This window comes from Microcoleus sp. Pol12B3 (assembly GCF_036701355.1).
Taxonomy (GTDB): domain Bacteria; phylum Cyanobacteriota; class Cyanobacteriia; order Cyanobacteriales; family Microcoleaceae; genus Microcoleus.
In genome coordinates this window covers 88,470-107,897 of record NZ_JAUBQS010000021.1, presented here as the reverse complement: position 1 = coordinate 107,897, position 19,428 = coordinate 88,470, and the positions used below count along the sequence as shown (strand labels likewise).

General features: G+C 46.7%; 13 protein-coding genes and 1 pseudogene. 10 read left to right on the top strand and 4 right to left on the bottom strand.

Annotated features, from left to right (window positions below; genetic code table 11):
* Positions 1 to 207 precede the first annotated feature (207 nt).
* A complete protein-coding gene (locus QUA53_RS13215) occupies positions 208 to 1,707 on the bottom strand; it encodes a GUN4 domain-containing protein (protein ID WP_333095982.1) in 1,500 nt (499 codons plus the stop codon).
* A 609-nt stretch (positions 1,708 to 2,316) separates the two neighbouring features.
* Here QUA53_RS13215 and QUA53_RS13210 point away from each other — a divergent pair.
* Positions 2,317 to 3,768: a hypothetical protein gene (locus QUA53_RS13210; protein WP_333095983.1), complete on the top strand. Its 1,452-nt coding sequence runs from the start codon at positions 2,317 to 2,319 to the stop codon at positions 3,766 to 3,768.
* Here the strand turns inward: QUA53_RS13210 and QUA53_RS13205 are convergent.
* A pseudogene (locus tag QUA53_RS13205) lies at positions 3,768 to 3,888 on the bottom strand (IS5/IS1182 family transposase); the annotation flags it as partial. The gene QUA53_RS13210 and the pseudogene QUA53_RS13205 sit on opposite strands and share 1 nt — an antisense overlap.
* A gap of 859 nt (positions 3,889 to 4,747) precedes the next feature.
* Between QUA53_RS13205 and QUA53_RS13200 the strand changes: the two are divergent.
* From QUA53_RS13200 to QUA53_RS13175, 6 genes are all read left to right on the top strand, one after another.
* Complete coding sequence (locus QUA53_RS13200; protein ID WP_333095984.1) at positions 4,748 to 7,573, top strand: ATP-binding protein; 2,826 nt, start codon at positions 4,748 to 4,750, stop codon at positions 7,571 to 7,573.
* Positions 7,570 to 8,961, top strand: coding sequence for a response regulator (locus tag QUA53_RS13195; protein ID WP_333095985.1), 1,392 nt, complete (start codon positions 7,570 to 7,572; stop codon positions 8,959 to 8,961). The genes QUA53_RS13200 and QUA53_RS13195 overlap by 4 nt, the downstream gene beginning before the upstream one ends.
* A 198-nt stretch (positions 8,962 to 9,159) precedes the next feature.
* The gene (locus QUA53_RS13190) at positions 9,160 to 9,342 is read left to right on the top strand and encodes a hypothetical protein (RefSeq protein WP_333095986.1); all 183 of its coding nucleotides are present in this window, start codon (positions 9,160 to 9,162) and stop codon (positions 9,340 to 9,342) included.
* A gap of 326 nt (positions 9,343 to 9,668) precedes the next feature.
* A complete protein-coding gene (gene rimP, locus QUA53_RS13185; protein ID WP_333095987.1) occupies positions 9,669 to 10,136 on the top strand; it encodes a ribosome maturation factor RimP in 468 nt (155 codons plus the stop codon).
* 276 nt (positions 10,137 to 10,412) lie between these two features.
* Positions 10,413 to 11,702, top strand: coding sequence for a transcription termination factor NusA (nusA, locus tag QUA53_RS13180; RefSeq protein WP_333095988.1), 1,290 nt, complete (start codon positions 10,413 to 10,415; stop codon positions 11,700 to 11,702).
* A 279-nt stretch (positions 11,703 to 11,981) separates the two neighbouring features.
* A complete protein-coding gene (locus QUA53_RS13175) occupies positions 11,982 to 12,263 on the top strand; it encodes a YlxR family protein (protein WP_333066666.1) in 282 nt (93 codons plus the stop codon).
* Positions 12,264 to 12,337: 74 nt separating this feature from the next.
* Here the strand turns inward: QUA53_RS13175 and QUA53_RS13170 are convergent, their stop codons facing one another.
* Positions 12,338 to 12,625 carry a hypothetical protein gene (locus QUA53_RS13170; RefSeq protein ID WP_333077133.1) on the bottom strand — a complete coding sequence of 96 codons (288 nt, stop codon included), beginning with the start codon at positions 12,623 to 12,625 and terminating at the stop codon, positions 12,338 to 12,340.
* 54 nt (positions 12,626 to 12,679) lie between these two features.
* Between QUA53_RS13170 and infB the strand changes: the two genes are divergently transcribed.
* The 3 genes from infB to QUA53_RS13155 all read left to right on the top strand — a co-directional run bounded on the left by infB (position 12,680) and on the right by QUA53_RS13155 (position 17,460).
* The gene (gene infB, locus QUA53_RS13165; protein ID WP_333095989.1) at positions 12,680 to 15,847 is read left to right on the top strand and encodes a translation initiation factor IF-2; all 3,168 of its coding nucleotides are present in this window, start codon (positions 12,680 to 12,682) and stop codon (positions 15,845 to 15,847) included.
* Between the two features lie 433 nt (positions 15,848 to 16,280).
* Positions 16,281 to 16,994 carry a low-complexity tail membrane protein gene (locus QUA53_RS13160; protein ID WP_333219254.1) on the top strand — a complete coding sequence of 238 codons (714 nt, stop codon included), beginning with the start codon at positions 16,281 to 16,283 and terminating at the stop codon, positions 16,992 to 16,994.
* A gap of 241 nt (positions 16,995 to 17,235) precedes the next feature.
* Complete coding sequence (locus QUA53_RS13155; protein ID WP_015178993.1) at positions 17,236 to 17,460, top strand: hypothetical protein; 225 nt, start codon at positions 17,236 to 17,238, stop codon at positions 17,458 to 17,460.
* A 507-nt stretch (positions 17,461 to 17,967) separates the two neighbouring features.
* Here the strand turns inward: QUA53_RS13155 and QUA53_RS13150 are convergent.
* Positions 17,968 to 18,987 (bottom strand): glycosyltransferase family 4 protein, encoded by a 1,020-nt coding sequence (locus tag QUA53_RS13150; RefSeq protein ID WP_333095992.1) that lies wholly within the window; start codon positions 18,985 to 18,987, stop codon positions 17,968 to 17,970.
* Positions 18,988 to 19,428: the final 441 nt, after the last annotated feature.

The window sequence follows — 19,428 nt, the reverse complement described above, 5'->3', positions numbered from 1 at the left end:
GAGTACAAGTTTCAACCCTGACTCCAGGCAAGGCTAATAGATAGTCTAAATGGAAGCTCATAACGGTAAATGTATTAATAGGTACATTTTACACCATAAACTCAGGAGAGCCATTCCCAACTCAAAACTCTTTCATGACTAACACTTCGACTTCGCTTGGGGTGCAGCCTAACTAATAAATTCTGCCTTCTACCTTCTACCTTCCCTTTACAAATCCCGCCGCGACAGCAGAAACCAGATCCCACCCAAACCCAAAACACCGCACAAAACCCCGCCTTCCCACCCAAAAACAGTCCCCCCCGGCAAATGTCCAGGCTTTGCTTTAGAAGTAAAATTCAGCTCCGAATAGTATACCCACTGGTTGTTAACCCGCCAGCCCACTCGATCGCCAAACTTCTCCCAAACTGTAGCATCATAAACACCAGGCTTTCCCCCCAACTTTAGCCACAAACCCTTTTGCACAGAAAAACCAAATCTGCGGTGACTGTGCCGCACCCAAAGTTGATCGATAGTCTGCAAATCCTTAGCTGGAAACTTCCTAATATCTTCCTCGCTCAAATAACCCCGTGAAATTTGCTGCATCACCTCCAGCATTTTCACAGAAGTTTCCTCATCAGCACCCCGCCAATTTTTAGCAGCCAGCAGCCTTGCCAAGTGAGAATAATCAATACCTTTTTCCGACTCTAAATTCACAGAAACTAGCGGAGGAAGAGTCACAGGTTGAGTAGGAACAGAATGACTAACAACAGTTGCCTGCTGGGAATTTTCCAGCACGGGGACAACAACAACACGAGGTTTTAAAGCCTCCAGAACTTCCACAGCCGATTTGTAACGATCTTTAACATATTCCTGAATCAACTTATCCAAAACCCGGCCTAAATCCTCGCTAATTTGTGTTCCTTTTGGCAAAGCCTCTCTCCAAAGCCACCGGCCTTCAAGTGGATCGTAAAGGTCATCGTGAATGTCCCCATAGATATCCAGGTAAGGCATAACAGAAGTCAGCAAGCGGATGCAAGTCACCCCCAAACTATAAAGGTCGCTAGCAGGAACAGCCCTACCGTGACGCTGTTCAAGAGCCGCGTAGCCGGGAGTTCCCAACTTAGTTCCTGTTTTGGTCGGAGCAGCAGCTACTACCTGTTTAGAAACCCCAAAATCTATCAGCACTAACTTACGATCGCGAGATCTGCGGATCACATTCTCAGGCTTAATATCGCGGTGAATTACATTTCTGTCGTGAACAAACTTCAATAAAGGCAACAAGTCTAACAGCAGTTCGCAAGTTTTAATTTCGCTATAAGCACCGTAGTTATCTAACTCATCCTTTAAATTATTGCCATCAATAAACTCTTGGACTAAATACAAGCGTCCATCTTCCTCAAAATAAGAAATTAACTGAGGAATTTGCGGGTGCTTCAGTTCGTATAACCGCCTTGCCTCTTGTTCAAACAGTCGAACGTATTTTTTAAAATGACCGGGCTTCCGCTGAAATTCTTGAGGGGGTGATAACTGTTTTATCACGCACAATTCCTCAAATTTTCCATGATTAACAGCTCGAAAAGTCCTACCAAATCCCCCATCGCGCAGCGGCTCAGTTGCTGAATAAAGGTCTTTTAGCAGCAGCTTTGAACCACAATTAAGACAATACTTTGTGCCTGGTGGGTTCTGACGCTTGTCTCTTGGGCAATCGAGATTAAGGCAGTATGTCATATATTAAAAAAATGCGAACAAAATTATACTCAGGGTTTTATATTATTCAAGAGTCCGATCGCGAGCTGGTTTTTGTAGAGGCAAGACCTCGAACCTTACGGAGACGGCAGCCACCCTCGCCATCGGAGGGGGCGCTCTCACCAGACTGCCCCTGAGCAAGTATAACTCTCTTGAGGGTTGGACCTCAAACTCGAAGTCCATATCTAACCTTAGACTCCGCTCCGTGCAAAACATTTGATTTAGCGGTCAAAGAGCCACCAGATCAAACAGAAATAGTAATTTATTACCAGCCCCGTGAGTTCTGCAACGACAAAAAAACTGAGGATTCCGCCTGAGATATAATTTTATTGCCAGAGAGAAGCACCCTAACGGGAGCCACAGCTTCCGTCAAGTTCGATCTACTTTAATATCTTACCCGGATAATTTTTAACTTAACCAGGCATAATTAACAATCCAAAAATCCCCAACAAACGCACGTTAAAATCAATAATAGCTTCCTCGAACGCAATCCGAGCCAGACCAGACACTTAGCCAGTTTTCCCTGTTTCCTTTTTTCAGCTATTACCAGTTATATCTAATTCGATCGGTCTACTTAATTAGGAATCGCCAGTGACACCAAAACTACAGCTCTCTCCCACTCCAAACTCCCGCATAAAATCACCAAAAGTACCATGGTTCGAGCGGTTCATGGCACTGGTCGCCCTAGGAAATTTAAGTCTAGTATTATTTGACATAACTTACGTCCCCGGTCGAGATTTCTACCTCCGGCAACTGCCAGTTCTAACTCAAGTATACGACCCATTTAAAGGAATTAAACCCCACCGAGACACCCAGCAATATCTAGAAACCTTAGAAGAGTTAAAAATTCAAGTAGTGCAAACAGGGTTGCCCTCTCCCCAAGTAGCAGCAAAATTGCAGGAAATAAACAATCTGAGCGCGAAAATGATCGACGAAGATCCCTTTCGAGTAGCATCAAAAAGCGGCACCCTAGAAAAAATCAAAGACCGGATGCGCGATCGCGTCCCAAATCCGCAAGACTCCGCTAAAAAATCATTCCAAACATTCTGGAGTCCTGACTATTTAAACAAACAAGGCTGGCAAAAAGAAATCAAGTGGTTTGACACCAAAATCAAGCCATTAATCGCCACTAACTATTACCGCGAGATCGGAGAAAACGGCGAATTTACCGATAAATTCTGGCAAATCGACCTGCCATTCATTGCCATATTCGCGATCGAATTTCTCGCCCGTACCTACTTGATCGGCCGCCGTCACCGCAGCGTCACTTGGCGAGCAGCCATGCTCTGGCGATGGTACGACATCTTCCTGCTGCTCCCATTCTGGCGCCTGTTGCGAATATTACCCGTCACAATTCGCATCCACCAAGCCAAAATGCCAGATCTCCAACCCATACGCACCCAAATCAGCCGAGGTTTCGTCGCCAACTTCGCCCAAGAATTGACCGAAGTTGTAGTAATTCAACTCATCAACCAGATGCAACAATCAATTACCACAGGCGAACTCGCTCGTCAACTATTTCAATCTAAAAAACAGCGCTATCTAGACATCAACAATATCAATGAAATAGAAGCGATCGCCACCCATCTAGTCCAAATAACCGTCTACAAAGTCCTCCCGCAACTCCAACCCGACCTAGAAGCCCTCCTCCGGTACAATATTGAAACCTTCCTCAAACAATCCCCCCTGTATGAAGGATGGAAGCAAGTACCCGGCCTGGGAAACCTGCCTCGACAGCTAGCAGAGCAATTAGTTGCAGAACTTTCAAAATTAGCCACCCTCGGCCCCCAAGATGCCTACGAAGCCTTCAAAATCGCCAGCGAAGACCCCATAAGCATCAAACTCTCCAGCCAGCTAGTCCAACATTTCGGGCAAGCTTTAGGAACGGAACTGCAACAGCAGCAAACCTGGCAAGAAATACAACTGCTGCTGTGCGACTTCCTAGAAGAGTTTAAAATCAACTACATTCAGCGGTTGAGCGAAGAAGACTTCGAGAAAATTTTAGAACAAGCCAAAGAATTGCAACGGATAGCCCCGCGTTAGGGCAAGTCTCCCCAGGTGATGCCCCCTTGGTAGCGGTACAAGACCACTTCCACGAATAACCAATTGTAAGCAGACTGTCCCACCCACATCACCTTCACGTCGCCGCCACAAATCTTCGATCCTTTCCCACTGTTAATCCCGTAGGGCATAACGGCGACTTGTCATGCCGAGCGAATCCTTCTAGTCGGCTATATCTCTCCTTTACATCAACTGATGACAAACCCTAGCCTCTCGGATTTGAAGAACCTTAAAATCCTTGCCAGCCATGTGTTCACCTCTAATACCAAATTCACTATTAAGCTGAGATAGTGTCGCAGAATTAAAAGAATAGCCTCAGCTTTCTCCTCTGTTATAATCCCCTCTGCTCCAGCGCTCTACTTATTTTTTTCTTCTCCAATTAGCAATTAGCAATTACCCTGCTGTAACTCTTGCAAATGAAACTTGCGGGAATTGTAAAGTTTCATTTGCGATCGGCATTCTCTACGAGAGTCATCTGCAGGGTTGTGCATCAAATCTTCAGCGCGGTAGTGAGTTAGACCGCCGTTACGGTTCTCAGCGGCCTGCGTGTCATTTTTTTAGCGAGAAAGGTCAATTTTTTTTAGACGTATATTATATCACTTTATATGTAAGTTTGATGAAATTATACTTTTTAGTAGCACTGTGTAAAGTAAAGTTAAAAACTACTACAAATATCTCTAAACGAGGTAATCTATTAGATAGGATTTCTAACTGCTTTGGTAAGCGATAAAAAATTACAACGGCTATAAAAAATAAGGCGCGTCAGCATTTTAAGTCAGCTATAATTATAAAGCTTTCAGGGAAAATACGTAAGTAGCAATGCTTGTTCAAGTAAATTACTTTCTAAAAATTTACACTAACTCTTATAAATTTCTTTTCAATATATATTTCCTCAGCCTCATTTCACTAAATCCACTGAAAATTTTCAGCCAACTCGTTACCCCCGGAGTAACACCAATCAATGTCACAGACCTCTCCAACCACTTTCCTGTCAAACCGTTCAAAAAAAAAGGTGTCCCTGCGCCTGATTTTAGTATTGCCATTCGTCGTGCAAATCTTTGCTGCCGTCGGACTCACTGGCTGGCTCTCCTTACGCAACGGGCAAAAAGCAGTCAACGAAGTTGCTAGCCAGTTGCGGAGTGAAATTACGGCCCGCATCCAGCAGCAGCTCAACACTTACCTAGACACAGCCCCTCGCGTCAATCAACTGAATGCCAATGCCATTCGACTAGGATACTTAAATCCAGACGATTTGGAGAGTACGGAGCGCTATTTGTGGGAGCAAATTCAAGCCTTTCCTTCTCTGCCCAATATGGGTTTTGCTACTAAAACTGGAGAATTCATTGCCATTGAACGCCAAGAGAATGGCAAAGTAGTTTTTAAAATAGCAGACAAAGAGCATCGAAATGAACTTCATATTTATGAATCTGATAGCAAAGGCAATCAAACGAAGCTGTTAAAAGTCTCCCGCAACTACAATATACTCACCCGTTCATGGTATAAAGACAGTGTACGCTTAGGCAAGCCCACATGGAGCGAAATTTTTTCGCTTACAGGTCAGAAAACCCTCTCGCTTCCTGCCGGACATCCTGTTTATGACGAAAGTGGCGAACTGCGCGGGGTATTCGTTGCTAATTTTCTGATCTCTTTCCTCAGTGACTTCCTGCACAGCTTAAACATCGGTCGTTCAGGACAAACATTCATTATGGAACGTTCTGGACTCCTAGTAGCCAGTTCAACTCTCAAAGAAGCATTTATCACCAACAATGACAAGCTCGATCGCCTGAATGCTTTAGAGAGCACAGATGATTTAATTCGGCTGACAACAGCGCATTTAAAAGAACACTTTGGCAACCTCACTAAAATTAATAGCTCTCAGCAATTAGATTTTACGATCGCCGGCCAGCGGCAATTTCTCCAAGTTATGCCCTTTCAGGATAGCCGAGGATTGGACTGGCTGATCGTCGTCGTAGTTCCTGAAAGCGATTTCATGGATCAAATTAACGCCAATACCCAGACTACCATTTTGTTGTGTTTCGGAGCCTTGGCGCTGGCTACCGTTTTGGGAATCTTAACCGCACGCTGGATTACCAGCCCGATTCTCCATTTGAGCGCAGCTTCTAGAGCGATCGCCAGTGGCGACTTAGAGAAAAATGTGCAGGTAAAAGGTGTAGAAGAACTAGAAGTTCTGGGGCAGTCTTTCAACCTTATGGCACAACAGTTGCGCGAATCCTTTGAGGCGCTAGCCAAGACCAATTCCGAGCTAGAAATCCGAGTAGAAGAACGCACCGCTGAACTCACGGAAGCCAAACAAATCGCTGATAGTGCCAACCAAGCTAAAAGTGAATTTTTAGCGAATATGAGTCACGAATTGAGAACACCACTTAATGGAATTTTAGGATACGCTCAAATCCTAGAACGCTCAAAAACGATGGCTCCGAAGGAACTCCAAGGCATCAGTATTATTCACCAGTGTGGCTCCCACCTGCTAACCCTGATCAATGACATCTTAGACCTCGCTAAAATAGAAGCCCAGAAATTGGAACTATACGCGAAAGATTTCCATTTTCCTTCCTTTTTGCAGGGAGTCGCAGAAATCTGCCGCATCCGAGCCGAACAAAAAGGAATTGCTTTTGTTTATCAACCCAGTTCTGACCTGCCTGCTGGCATCTACGCTGACGAGAAACGCTTACGACAGGTACTAATTAACTTACTGAGCAATGCAATTAAGTTTACCGATGGTGGACGAGTGACTTTTAAGATAGAACATCTGGAAAAAGGGACAGGTGAAAAGGTACAAAGCCATCGGCAAAAGGTAGCCTCACCAATTCACAAAATTCGGTTTCAAATAGAAGATACTGGCGTTGGTATGACACCAGAACAATTAAAAAAAATATTTTTGCCTTTTGAACAAGTAGGAGACAGCAATCGTCAGGCGGAAGGAACCGGACTCGGTTTAACAATTAGCCAGAAAATTGTCGAAATGATGGGTAGTACGATTCAAGTAAAAAGTCAGTCACGAACAGGCAGTGTTTTTTGGCTAGATTTAGATTTACCGGAAGCGGCAGACTGGGCAAATACAGCCACGATTGCCAAGCAAAGAAAGCTGGTTGGCTACCAAGGTAGAAAGCAGAAAGTTTTGGTTGTGGATGACAAATGGGAAAACCTCTCGGTCATTGTGAATCTGCTGGAACCCCTCGGCTTTGAAGTAACCGAAGCTAAAAACGGTCAAGAAGGTTTAGAAAAAATAGAAGAGTTTCAGTTCGATTTGATTATCACTGACTTGGTGATGCCAGTGTTAGATGGCTTTGAGATGATGCGCCGTATCCGAAATTTGTCACACTATAAAGACGTGGCAATCATTGCTTCATCTGCCAGTGTATTTGCTACCGATCAACATAAAAGTTTGGAGGGGGGAGCCAACGATTTTCTCGGTAAGCCAGTGCAGGCAGAAGAGCTATTTGAGATGTTGCAAAAGTATTTAAAACTTGAATGGATATATGACGAACGAAAAAATGAAAAAATCAGCAATATTCCATTTTCCTCTGATCCTCAATCACTTTCTGAATCCAATTCTGTAGTTGCTCCCCCGCCAGGAGAAATTGAACTCCTACTTGAACTGGCGATGAGAGGCAACGTGAAAGGAATTGTGAAGCGCACTGAGCACATAGAGAAATTGGATCAGAAATTTGTGTCCTTTGCTGTTGAGCTGCGCCAGTTAGCCCAAGGCTATCAAGTCAAAAAAATAAAAGAGTTTATTACATCCCACAGAATAGAAAAAGAATGAAGGCAGCAAATATGGAAACAAGTAGCATCTTAATCGTCGATGATAATCCTAGCAATCTGGACGTGCTTTCTGAAGCTTTAGCGGGTTCTGGATGGGAGATATTGGTAGCAACTGATGGCGAAACTGCCATCGAACAGGCTGAATATAGTCAACCTGATTTGATTCTGTTAGATGTGATGATGCCAGGAATTGACGGGTTTGAAACCTGTCATCGGCTGAAGGCAAGTCCGTTGACTAACGAAATTTCGGTAATTTTTATGACGGCTCTTTCTGACGTAGGAGATAAGGTCAAAGGTTTTAATCTAGGGGCTGTGGATTACATTACTAAGCCCTTTGAACAAAAGGAGGTGTTAGCTCGCGTCAACCTCCATTTAAAGCTGCGTTCTCTTACTAAAATTCTTGCAGATCAAAATCTGCTCCTCAAACGGGAAATAGAAGAAAGGCTCGCAGCAGAAGCAGCGTTACATCAGCTCGCGCAGGAGTTAGAAAAACGGGTGGAAGAACGAACGGCTGAACTTTCTCAAGCTTTGGATAATCTTAAAAAAGCTCAAGTGCAAATCGTTCAAAGTGAAAAGATGGCTTGTCTGGGTCAACTTGTAGCTGGGGTAGCTCACGAAATTAACAATCCAGTTAGTTTTATATCCAATAATATTCCGATTGCTAAGGAATATATTGCAGATTTGATCGAGATGACTCGGCTTTGCCAGCACAACTTTACTTCGACATCAGAACTTGAGGATAAGTCCCAGGAGATTGAGTTAGATTTTATTGTTGAAGATTTGCCCAAAATTATTGATTCAATGGCGGTAGGAACAGAGCGACTTTACAATCTTTCTAAGTCACTGCGTAATTTTTCTCGCTTGGATACATCGGCACTAACGCCAGTGAATATTCACGATGGGCTAGATAGTACCTTATTAATTTTAGGGCATCGACTGAAACCTAAAGGAAGTTTCCCAGGAATTGCAGTGATTAAAGAGTATGGGGAATTGCCGCTAGTAGAGTGTTATCCGGGGCAACTAAATCAGGTGTTTATGAATATATTGGCGAATGGAATTGATGCTTTAGAAGAGTCTACGATCAGTTGTCCGCTGTGCGGGGAAAAGAAACAGAGCAATGACACTCCACAGATTCGGATCTGCACGGAAATGCTTCAGGATGACCGAGTGGTGATTCGGATTGCTGATAATGGGGTTGGCATAACTCAGGAAGTAATGCAGCATTTATTCACGCCGATGTTTACTACTAAATCAGTAGGTAAAGGGACAGGTTTAGGTTTGTCTATTAGCCGTGAGATCGTAGAACGAAAACATGGTGGTAAGCTGACTTGCATTTCCTCGCCCGAATGGGGGGTAGAGTTTGTAATTGAGCTTCCAATTCAGCATTAGTAATGGGGATTTTTGAGGGTTAATCTTAGTTTTGCTGTTTTGTCAATATATCGTTAATCTTGCGATCGCCCCTGTCTAATCTACCAATCACCCTCACTGTCAAGCTCTTCACCCCCTATCAAGAAGCAGAGGGCTGGTCCGAACTGAAATTAGAATTTCCCAAAGAAACTCCCGTATCGCAAGCCCTAGAAGGCCTGAGTGCCACTTCCCCACTGTTCGAGGGGCGATCGCACCGGCTTCGGTATCAAGCAGGAATTGGCCCTCGCCCCACTCCAAAACGGTGATGAAGTCGTCCTCATTCCCTCTGTCAGCTCTCACCCTCTGCCCTCGGACACTCCCCCGATGGCGATCGGTTTGTCACCGGGCGGGCGATCGAGCTAAACTGAGAAGTGAGGCCTCCCTTCGATCAAGAAGAAGCCCTCAAACTTCTTGGAAGAAATTGTTTTACCTAGGAGTGGGTCAAGCCCACTTTTTTTGTTGCATTAGTCGCAGGAAAAGAGCTCAGGGCGTCTGATTTGCAAGTTGAGGACTGATTTAGTAGGGGTACCCCCCCGCTTGAGATCCCCTGCTGGGATGTTGGGTAAGTCCCAAAGTTGAAGACGAAAGTCGCAGCCACCTAATCAAACCACCTCAAAGCCAAGCAATCTCAACACCAAATTTTTCCTTGCCCGTGTCCGAGTTTAGGAGTTTTAACTTAAGTATTCGATATGACTCATCCCCTAATCCCACAAATCATTGACTTAGCTACCCCCGTTGCGGAAACACTGGGATTGGAAGTAGTGGGAGCAGTGTTTCACACCAACCAAAATCCTCCCGTCTTGCGGGTAGACATCCGCAACCTCCAACAAGACACTGGTTTAGCCGACTGCGAGCGCATGAGCACAGCCCTCGATGCTGAGTTAGAGGCAGCCGACATCATACCCGATGCCTACGTGCTAGAGATTTCCAGTCCCGGAATATCCCGATTGCTCAGCAGCGATCGAGAATTTATTACCTTTAAAGGTTTCCCCGTGACAGCCAAAACCACCGAACCGGACTCGCGAATCAAAGAGTGGAAAGGACTACTCCTGGGCCGGGATGAAACAGCGGTTTATCTCAATCAAAAAGGGCGACAGGTTAAAATTCCCCGCCCTCAGATTGTCAAAGTTGAACTAGACGAAGGAAAGGAGATTTAAAGGGAAATTTTGAGTTTTAAGTTTTGAGTTTTGAGTTTTGAGTTTTGAGATTGCCTCGCAGCAAGCTGAAAACGCTTGGCTGCGAGTTAATTTTTAACAATCCTATCTGTAGCAGCGGGTTGAATAGGAATAACAAATAAATTGTTACAGCACCGAGTTCCCCTAATCCTATTCAGTAACTCATCACTCCTCTGTCATCACTTTTTCTTGAAAATTTCCAAGTACGAATTACCGATTACCAGTTACTTATTACACAGCCAAAAAGGAGAGTTTTATATGTCAATGGTTCCCCTGCCCGGACTAAAAGAAATGGTCGAAGGTATTAGCAAAGAACGCAATTTACCCAAACACGCAGTCCAAGCAGCCTTGCGAGAAGCCCTGCTCAAAGGATACGAACGCTACCGCCGTACCCAAAAACTCGATCACTTCAGCGAAGAATACTTCGACAACTTTGATGTAGAACTCGATGCCGAACAAGAAGGTTTCCGCGTTTTAGCCAACAAAACTATTGTCGAAGAAGTCATCAATCCCGATCACGAAATCTCACTTTCCGAAGTGCAAGAAGTAGCCACGGAAGCTCAGCCTGGCAGCATTGTGCTCGTAGACGTAACACCAAATCAAAAAGAATTTGGTCGCATGGCCGCCATCCAGACCAAACAAGTTCTCGCTCAAAAACTGCGCGACCAACAGCGCAAAATGATTCAAGAAGAGTTTAAAGATTTAGAAGAAACTGTTCTTCAAGCCAGAGTGCTCAGGTTTGAGAGGCAGTCGGTAATTTTAGCAGTTACCAGCAGCTTCGGTCAGCCAGAAGTAGATGCCGAACTCCCTAAGCGCGAACAGTTGCCCAACGACAATTATCGGGCAAACGCTACATTCAAGGTTTATCTCAAAAAGGTAGGCGAAGGCTCAACTCGTGGGCCGCAGTTACTTGTTTCTAGAGCCGACGCAGGTTTGGTGGTTTACCTGTTTGCTAACGAAGTACCAGAAATAGAAGACGGGGTGGTGAGGATTGTCGCCGTAGCCAGGGAGGCAAATCCGCCCTCCCGGCACGTCGGCCCCCGGACTAAAATAGCAGTTGATACTCTCGATCGCGACGTAGACCCCGTAGGAGCCTGCATCGGAGCGCGGGGATCGCGGATTCAGGTAGTAGTCAACGAATTGCGCGGCGAAAAAATCGACGTGATCCGCTGGTCTCCAGACCCAGCAACTTATATTGCTAACGCTCTGAGTCCCGCTAGAGTAGATGAAGTGCGTTTAGTTGCTCCAGAAGGCAGGAGAGCTCACATTTTGGTCGCTGAAGACCAACTCAGTCTTGCCATTGGCAAAGAAGGTCAGAACGTCCGCCTCGCAGCCCGCCTAACAGGTTGGAAAATCGATATCAAAGATATTGCTAAGTACGATCGCGCGGCCGAAGACAGCAAATTGGCAGCAGAAGCAACTAGGCTCGAAGAACTAGCAGGCGACTACGATGCTGACGAAGCGGGGGACTACGACGGCGACGAGGAAACCGCAGAATTTGAGGAAGAGGAGGCAGCCGCCACGGAGGAAACCGAAGCCGCAGTCTAAAAACTGTGACATTTACCGAAGAAGAATTGAGAATTCAGGAGCCAGAATCCAGAATGGGTTCTGTGCGACAGGATGGAGGATCGAGGTTGAAAGTCCCCGATTAAAATCGGGGATCGCAAAAATTTTTTCCGTGACTGTTGCCCCTGACTTGGGGCATAGCGTATTTTGAATTCTGAATTCTTTCTTCTGAGTCCTTGTCATAAGATTTTCTCTCTTCGGGACACAAGCAGGACTTGTCCGCTAATCCCCTCTCTCCCCCTACTCCCCCTCTCACAAGAAATGAAACCGAACTACCGGTGCTGTGCAAGTTGTCGAAAAATAGCTCCTAAGGAAGCTTTTTGGCGAGTAGTCAGGCTCTATCCTTCTCATCAGGTACAATTAGATCGTGGCATGGGCCGTTCTGCTTACCTTTGTCGGGAAACAGAATGCCTCAAAGCAGCTCAGAAAAAAAATCGACTTGGGCGATCGCTCAAAGCGCCTGTGTCTGACGAACTGTACCAAACACTTTGGCAGCGTTTAGCCACATCTGACTGTACATCTTACTCTGGCTCACCCGGATGAAAAACCGACAATAGTTCGGCATCGACTGTATAAACCCTCTTGGCAGCCCTACCAGTAATTACCGGTAGCGCCAGCTATAAAACCCCAATCCGATCTGCCCACCAGTCTGGAAAGATTTGTGTCAGATTAGATAAGGGTAGGGTACTAGCAGAGGTATCCTCAAGGTGGAAAGGCAAACTTTGAAGCTTGAGAGAGTGGGTTTTGCCAAAACTCAGACTTCGGAGTTCCAAGTTGCCAAACAGACTTGAGAATTCTTCAACCGCAGACTTCAGCGAGTTGCATCTTTCTAGATAAAATTGCTGAGAGAGTACCGCAACCCCGATTCCTGACACTGAATCAATCACACCGAATGATGTCGTCATTAGCACAAAAAATCACAATGTAAAAACTGGTTGGCATAAAAGAGGGCAGAGTGGATGAACAACGGCAAAGTAAGAATTTACGAATTATCACGGGAACTAAATTTGGATAATAAAGACATCTTGGCAGTATGCGAGCGGCTCAATATTTCAGTCAAGAGCCACAGCAGCACAATTACAGAATCCGAAGCAGAGCGCATTCGCAAAACGGCGGAAAAATACGTAGCCAGTAGCCACTCTTCCCCCGGCAAGCCAGCTCCACCCGAAAGAGCAGCAGCGCCATCTAGAGAATCTGGCCCTCACCCTAACGACCAACAAAAAAAGCAGCAAATTTTAGAAATACGCAGTCCAAAAGTACGGCCGGCTGGTGCTTCCTCCCAGCCTGCAGGCAACGAGGAGAACAAAAACCAGCCCGCGGCAACCGTGGCAACTCCTCCCAAGTCGCCTGCAGCTCAACAACTCCAGCCTCCAGCTAAACCGAATATCAATAGACCTGTACTGTCGAAGCCAAATGTCGCAGTCTCCGCAGCTCCGTCAGAAGTGTCGGAAAATGTAGGTGCGATCGCCCCGGAAACCACCGCCCAGGCTCAGGCACCTGCGGCACCTCAACCGCCGTCGGAAAAGGCTCCAGATCGCATCCCGCAACCGCCGATCGCCCCTCCCGCGCCTTCGGCAAAACTCACGTCGCCGCCAGTCAGAGCGGCGTCCGAGTCGGCTAGCCGTAACCCACAAAGTCTGGGAAACAAGCCGGTACTCAAACTTGCCAAAACCGAGCAAGAGCAATCACAACATTCAGAAACTCTGGAAGCGCCGGCTAAACCGAGTCGCCCCAGCCGACCAGCACCGGGATCTGCTACCGAATCTCGCGACGCACAAAGACCGCGCCGGGAAGGCGCTGGTGGCCCAGTCAAAACTCAACTGGCAGATCGACCCCAGCCGGGTGGCCCGCGCCGGAGCCTTGCCCCCGCAACGTCAGCTACCGGGCTGCGTAGCCGCGGCGGTGACACCGGAGCCGCAGGGGATGACACGGATGACAATGAAGAAGATAATACGCCGTTGCTGGAGATTCCTCTCCTCAGCAGGCCAACTCTTCCTCGTCCTGCCAAAAAGACATCAGTCATTTGGGAAGAAGATGATGACGAAAACTCAGATGCGGCAAAAGCTGCCAAGGCTGTTAAGGCAAAACGTTCTCGCCTCAAACCCATAGACGAGGATGACGATGACTTAGAAAACGGCTTGGATCTGCCAGCACCAGTCACGGTCAGCCTGTCCCTAGCCCGCCCAGCTAAAGCGAAGGGACAAGCAGCACCCAAGTCAACACCAACTCCGGGCGCACCCGGCAGCAGCGGAAAAAATAAGAGACCAGGCCCTTCTCACGATAAAAGTTCTTCTTCGGGTTCGAGCGGGGGACGCGGCAACCGGGGCAAAACAGCCGAAGCTAAGGTAGAACGTCCAGAAAAGCTGCTGCTGAGCAGGCCGATGACCGTTCAAGAACTAGCACTTAGTCTGGCTGTTCCCGAAACCGAAATTATTAAGCGGCTTTTCTCTAAAGGAATTGCGGTAAATATTACCGAAACCCTGGACATTCCAGCGGTGAGGATGGTAGCCGAAGAAATGGGCGTAGAGGTGGAAACCCCAGAAAAAGTAGCCCCAGCTATCAAAGTGATCGAGATGCTGGATGCAGCGGATTTGGAATACCTCGAACGCCGTCCGCCAGTTGTAACGATTATGGGCCACGTGGATCACGGCAAAACTACCTTGCTGGACTCGATCCGCAAAACCAAGGTGGCTCAGGGAGAAGCTGGGGGGATTACCCAGCACATCGGTGCTTACCACGTGGATGTGGAACACGAAGGCAAGAGCCAGCAGGTGGTATTTTTGGATACGCCCGGTCACGAAGCCTTTACAGCGATGCGGGCTCGGGGAACACGGGTTACGGACATCGCCATCTTGGTGGTGGCGGCGGACGACGGCGTGCGACCCCAGACAATTGAAGCGATCAGCCACGCGAAAGCGGCGAAAGTGCCAATTGTCGTGGCTATCAATAAAGTTGACAAGGAGGGTGCTCAGCCGGAACGGGTGAAGCAAGAGCTTACTGAGTACGGCTTGGTCGCAGATGACTGGGGCGGCGATATCACTATGGTTCCAGTCAGCGCGATCCGAGGCGAAAACCTGGATACGCTGTTGGAAATGATTCTGACAGTGGCGGAAATGGAAGACCTCAACGCCAACCCGCACCGACCGGCTAAGGGTACGGTGATTGAAGCTCACCTCGACAAGGCAAGGGGGCCTGTGGCAACTCTGCTGGTGCAGAACGGTACTCTGCGAGTGGGCGATATTGTGGTCGCAGGCTCGGCTTTGGGCAAGGTGCGCGCCATGATCGATGACCGGGGCGATCGCGTAGAGCAAGCAACTCCATCCTTCGCGGTGGAAGTGCTGGGGCTGCGGGAAGTTCCTCGCGCCGGAGACGAGTTTGATGTCTTCGCAAACGAAAAAGAAGCTGCGGCGATCGCCTCTGGAAGAGCTACCTCTCAACGAGATTCCCGCCTGCTGCAAGGCGGCCGGATCAGCCTCAGCGGCTTCTCTCAACAAGCTAAGGAAGGCGTTCTCAAGGAACTAAACTTGATCTTGAAGGCAGATGTCCAAGGCTCCCTCGAAGCAATTGTCGGCGCTCTGACTCAACTTCCTCAAAAAGAAGTTCAACTCCGACTGCTGCTATCTGCTCCTGGGGAAATTACTGAAACGGATATTGACCTCGCAGCAGCCAGTAATGCTGTAATTATTGGGTTCAATACTACTCTCGCCACCGACGCTCGCCTCGCGGCTGACCAAGCGGGGGTAGACGTGCGGGAATACAGCATCATCTACAACCTCTTGGATGACATTCAAGGGGCTATGGAAGGCCTGCTGGAACCCGAATTGGTGGAAGAACCTTTGGGTCAAGTCGAAGTGCGCGCTGTCTTTGCGATCGGTCGCGGGGCTGTGGCTGGATGTATGGTACTCTCTGGCAAAGTCATCCGTAACTGTAAGGTGCGGGTGCGCCGGGGCAACAATGTCGTTTACGAAGGTGTCCTCGACTCCCTAAAACGGATGAAGGAAGATGCCAAGGAAGTCAATGCTGGCTTTGAATGCGGCATTTCCTTGAGCGGGTTTAGCGACTGGGCGGAGGGGGATATGATTGAAGCCTACCGGATGGTTACTAAACGCCGGACTCTCTCTCAATAGTTTTGAGTTGTGAGTGTTGAGTGGGAAGAGAATTTTGGAGCGATCGCAACCAAATTGCCGATCGCTCGCAACTCTTCTCTTCACTCAATACTCCCAAACTCATCACTCGCAACTTGGGTTTTTAACTTAGTAGCAGAAGGAAGAAGATTTTAGTTATCGAGGAAAGAATGAAGAAGCAATAAAAGCAAAGATGTTAGCAATTAACAAGGTCATAATTATCTTGGATGTTGCTGAAAATTCAAAATTTAAAACTAAAATAAGACTTACGCAAATCAACCGAGTTTCCTCCCAAAACGCTCGGTTTGACCGTTAGAAATGTACTCTTCGCACCTGGTTTCTGGGTCAAGAGTGCGTCCCAGACTCTCAAAATTCAAAACTCATAACTCATAACTCATAATTATTTAAAGTGCGTTCTTTTTGGTCAGATCCTTTTTTGTGGATTCACCTTTCTGGGGCTGCTACACTGCCGATTTTCCTGGGACTGTGCTTGCTGGGACTCGCAGTGGGTTCTCCCCTGCTCCCTGTCTGGTTAGAAATATTTTTAGTAGCTGTAGCAGGTATTTTTCCTGTGCTGTGGATGCAGTGGTTCCGCCCTTTTTACATTTTTAGTATTTTAGTTGTGGCAGTAAAACCGCAGAATTTAACTTCTGTGCAGCACCGGCTTCTGACTCGGTTTAAAACTAAGTTAAATCAAGGCATCGCTCTTTTTGTAGCTGTTTTGCTGGCAGTAATTTTGTGGCAGCTTTACCGATGGGCCCCCCTGGCGGCTTCGGTGGCTCCCTTTCCTCCTTCCTGGCGGTGGGCTGGATTGTTGTTGGCAGTTGCTGCTTTTTTAGCCAGCAATTTGTTTTTGCAGGTATCTGCTAGTGTCATGGCGGTTTTGCTGACGCCGGAATTAGAATTTGCAGCGACAAAGCCTCATGTTTTAGAAAAAATTCGGCAGGATTTTACGATCGCGCCTTGGCAAGTCGATCGACTTTTGCCGGCTTTGGCAGCCGAGACAACTGTCGCTGTGGCTGCACCCGCAGAGTCAATTGGGCCAGCATCCGGCATAGGGAACTTGTCAGTCGGCAGTATTGTCAACCCAACACCTGCTGACAACAACGGCGTTACATCTCTACCCGAAGACTGGAGCGAAAAAAAGTGAAAGAAAAAATTAAGAGGGGGACAATTGTAGTTTAAGCTACTTTAATTTGTACAGATGTATGCTGTGAAAAAAATAGGCAAGGCCCCTCTTCGGATAGAGATTATTAATAGTCTTAATATTTAATTTTTAACCGCAGGTTGTGGATATTTTAGGTTGGCTCTTTGGAGAGAAGAATCTATAATAGAGAGTGTCAAGGTCACCTTTCAATCCTTACAAGGGATTAAAACAGAGGTATAAAAATATGGCGAATTATCTACCGCTTGCAGAAGAACCTCAAGCCGCAGAGCCGATCGAGCTGTGCGAAGATTCTGAAATCTGGGGCAGTCTCAAATCCGCGATCGGCGCAAGTTCAGGATTTCAACGCTGGCAGCTAGAACTCAATTTTGAGCGTCAGCAGCAAAATGCCACCATCGATCAGCAAGTTCGTTCTTATCTGCGGGAAACTTTAGAAACTTTGGCTTATTGAGTACCATAAAACCAAATATGGCCACGGTTTGTGAATTTTACAGGCCAATTCTGCTGGCATCCCCTCCAATATGCTATGTGAGTGTCTAGAGTGAGTGTCGAGCTGAACTTCGGGCATCAAATTGCAGGGGACAGTATTTCTGCTTACGCAGTGCGGATTAATTTCGGCAGCCTACTGGCCACGCACTTTCAGAGATTTCAAGAGAAAATTAGCCTGAAACCCCCAGACAGAGAGACTGCGGCTGCTATCTGTTGACTGGGCTATTGCCAAAATTCTTTATAAGAATGCTGAACAAAAATAAAATTAACAGTGCTACAGTGGCAGTACATCAAACCATCCACATCAATCTGATTACAAACCTTTTACACCGTAAGCCCTATTTATTTTTCGGCGTTGCTGATTTACGGTATGAAAGGCTAAATATGCCAGTCATAGAAACCAGTATCGACAAAGCTTGGGGATTTTCAACCGATCTTTTTCATACCCTGATTAAGCAACGCCTATTTTTCATTTTGCGTTCATTTTCTGCAGGATCTGCTCTTGGCGCCTAGCAGCAACTTGTGGCCATGTCAACTCCAAAGCTCGCTGACGGGCGGCGGCTCCCATTTTAGCCCGCAAATCAGGAGAATTAGATAGTTTTCGCAGTCCCTCCACCCAGGCGTCAGTATCGTAGGGAGGAAGAATTATGCCCTCAATGCCATCACGCACAACACCACCTCCTCCCATAGGTGAAGCAAGAATGGGCAAACCATGACCCATTGCCTCATAGATGACGAGTGGGCTACCTTCCTCAAGACTGGGAAAGGCAAAAAAGTCAGCTTGGCGATAGGCAGAACTGTAGTCTAAAGCATAATCAAAGTAAACTACATCAGAACGTTTCAGCAAATCCCTGCAAGTTTGAGCGATCGCCGGTTCGAGTTTGCCAAAAATTGTCAGCGATCCATTAATGCCAGCTCGCTCCCAAGCCTGCAAGAGCAGGTGAACCCCTTTGCGGACGCAGGCAAAACCTAGGAAAAGGACGTTAACTTCCTCTGAAGGCGGTTTTGGGGATTGATAATTGGGAAAACGCTCTGGCGACCAACCTTCAGTGGTTAAAAGCAGTTTCTCTTCAGAAACTCCGGCTTCTTGAAACGATTTTAGTACTATCGGACTAGGACAAAACAGAAAGTTAATTTCCTTGAGTTTTTGCTCTTCTCTCTGAATTTTCTCTGGGGTAATGTCGTGTTGAGGTTGCAATCCCAAGCGAGAGTAAGCATCGTCAAGGATACTCTTAGCTTGCCTTTGAGAATTATTAACTCGCTCCCAAAAAATCGCCTTACTCTGCTTGTTAACGCTCTTTACAGTATCTACTGAGGTACCGGGCCACAAGTAGGCAACATCAAAATTTTTGAGCTCTTTGATAAAACGCTTCTCTGCCTTAATTCTGGGAGCACTAGGGCTGCGGTAATACAATGGTGTCAGAAATGACGGAATTGCTTCAACTATATTGGAGTTGCGGCACTCGCGATCGCAACTCGGGACAACCATAAGTGCCTTCAGATCAGGGCCTTGCCATTCTTTGCACACTGAAAAAAATACGTGGCTGATGGCTCGGTTATTACAATGAAATGGGAATAAAGCACTAAGTTTTAACATAGCATTAATTTTTAATCAACTCAATTTTGTCTGCTTTCATCTAAAAATTAGACCTCTTGAATAATAACTTGGACTGGTTCTCCTGTCCAATTCACACGAGTCATTTTTTGTGGGGGGCGTCCCGCCTGCTCAGCTTAATAAAGTGATAAAAAAGAATTTGGCAAGAAGCCTATTCACATAGGAGAGGAATGCTCAGTTTATAGAGCTGTCTTGTTTTATCTTGTTTTATTTAAAAGCAGATTCAGTAACCTGAGAGTGATTGTACTGTAAAACGATAACATTTAAGTAAAATGACTGCCAAGGCGCTAAAAACTAACAAAGCGTTGGGGAGTT

What these genes read in the sequence shown, in the direction of transcription:
- QUA53_RS13150 (WP_333095992.1), bottom strand. Translation starts at nt 18,987, where the DNA reads ATGGTTGTCCCGAGTTGCGATCGCGAGTGCCGCAACTCCAATATAGTT.
- QUA53_RS13215 (WP_333095982.1), bottom strand. Translation starts at nt 1,707, where the DNA reads ATGACATACTGCCTTAATCTCGATTGCCCAAGAGACAAGCGTCAGAAC.
- QUA53_RS13175 (WP_333066666.1), top strand. Translation starts at nt 11,982, where the DNA reads ATGAAACCGAACTACCGGTGCTGTGCAAGTTGTCGAAAAATAGCTCCT.
- QUA53_RS13155 (WP_015178993.1), top strand. Translation starts at nt 17,236, where the DNA reads ATGGCGAATTATCTACCGCTTGCAGAAGAACCTCAAGCCGCAGAGCCG.
- infB (WP_333095989.1), top strand. Translation starts at nt 12,680, where the DNA reads ATGAACAACGGCAAAGTAAGAATTTACGAATTATCACGGGAACTAAAT.
- QUA53_RS13200 (WP_333095984.1), top strand. Translation starts at nt 4,748, where the DNA reads ATGTCACAGACCTCTCCAACCACTTTCCTGTCAAACCGTTCAAAAAAA.
- QUA53_RS13195 (WP_333095985.1), top strand. Translation starts at nt 7,570, where the DNA reads ATGAAGGCAGCAAATATGGAAACAAGTAGCATCTTAATCGTCGATGAT.
- nusA (WP_333095988.1), top strand. Translation starts at nt 10,413, where the DNA reads ATGTCAATGGTTCCCCTGCCCGGACTAAAAGAAATGGTCGAAGGTATT.
- rimP (WP_333095987.1), top strand. Translation starts at nt 9,669, where the DNA reads ATGACTCATCCCCTAATCCCACAAATCATTGACTTAGCTACCCCCGTT.
- QUA53_RS13170 (WP_333077133.1), bottom strand. Translation starts at nt 12,625, where the DNA reads ATGACGACATCATTCGGTGTGATTGATTCAGTGTCAGGAATCGGGGTT.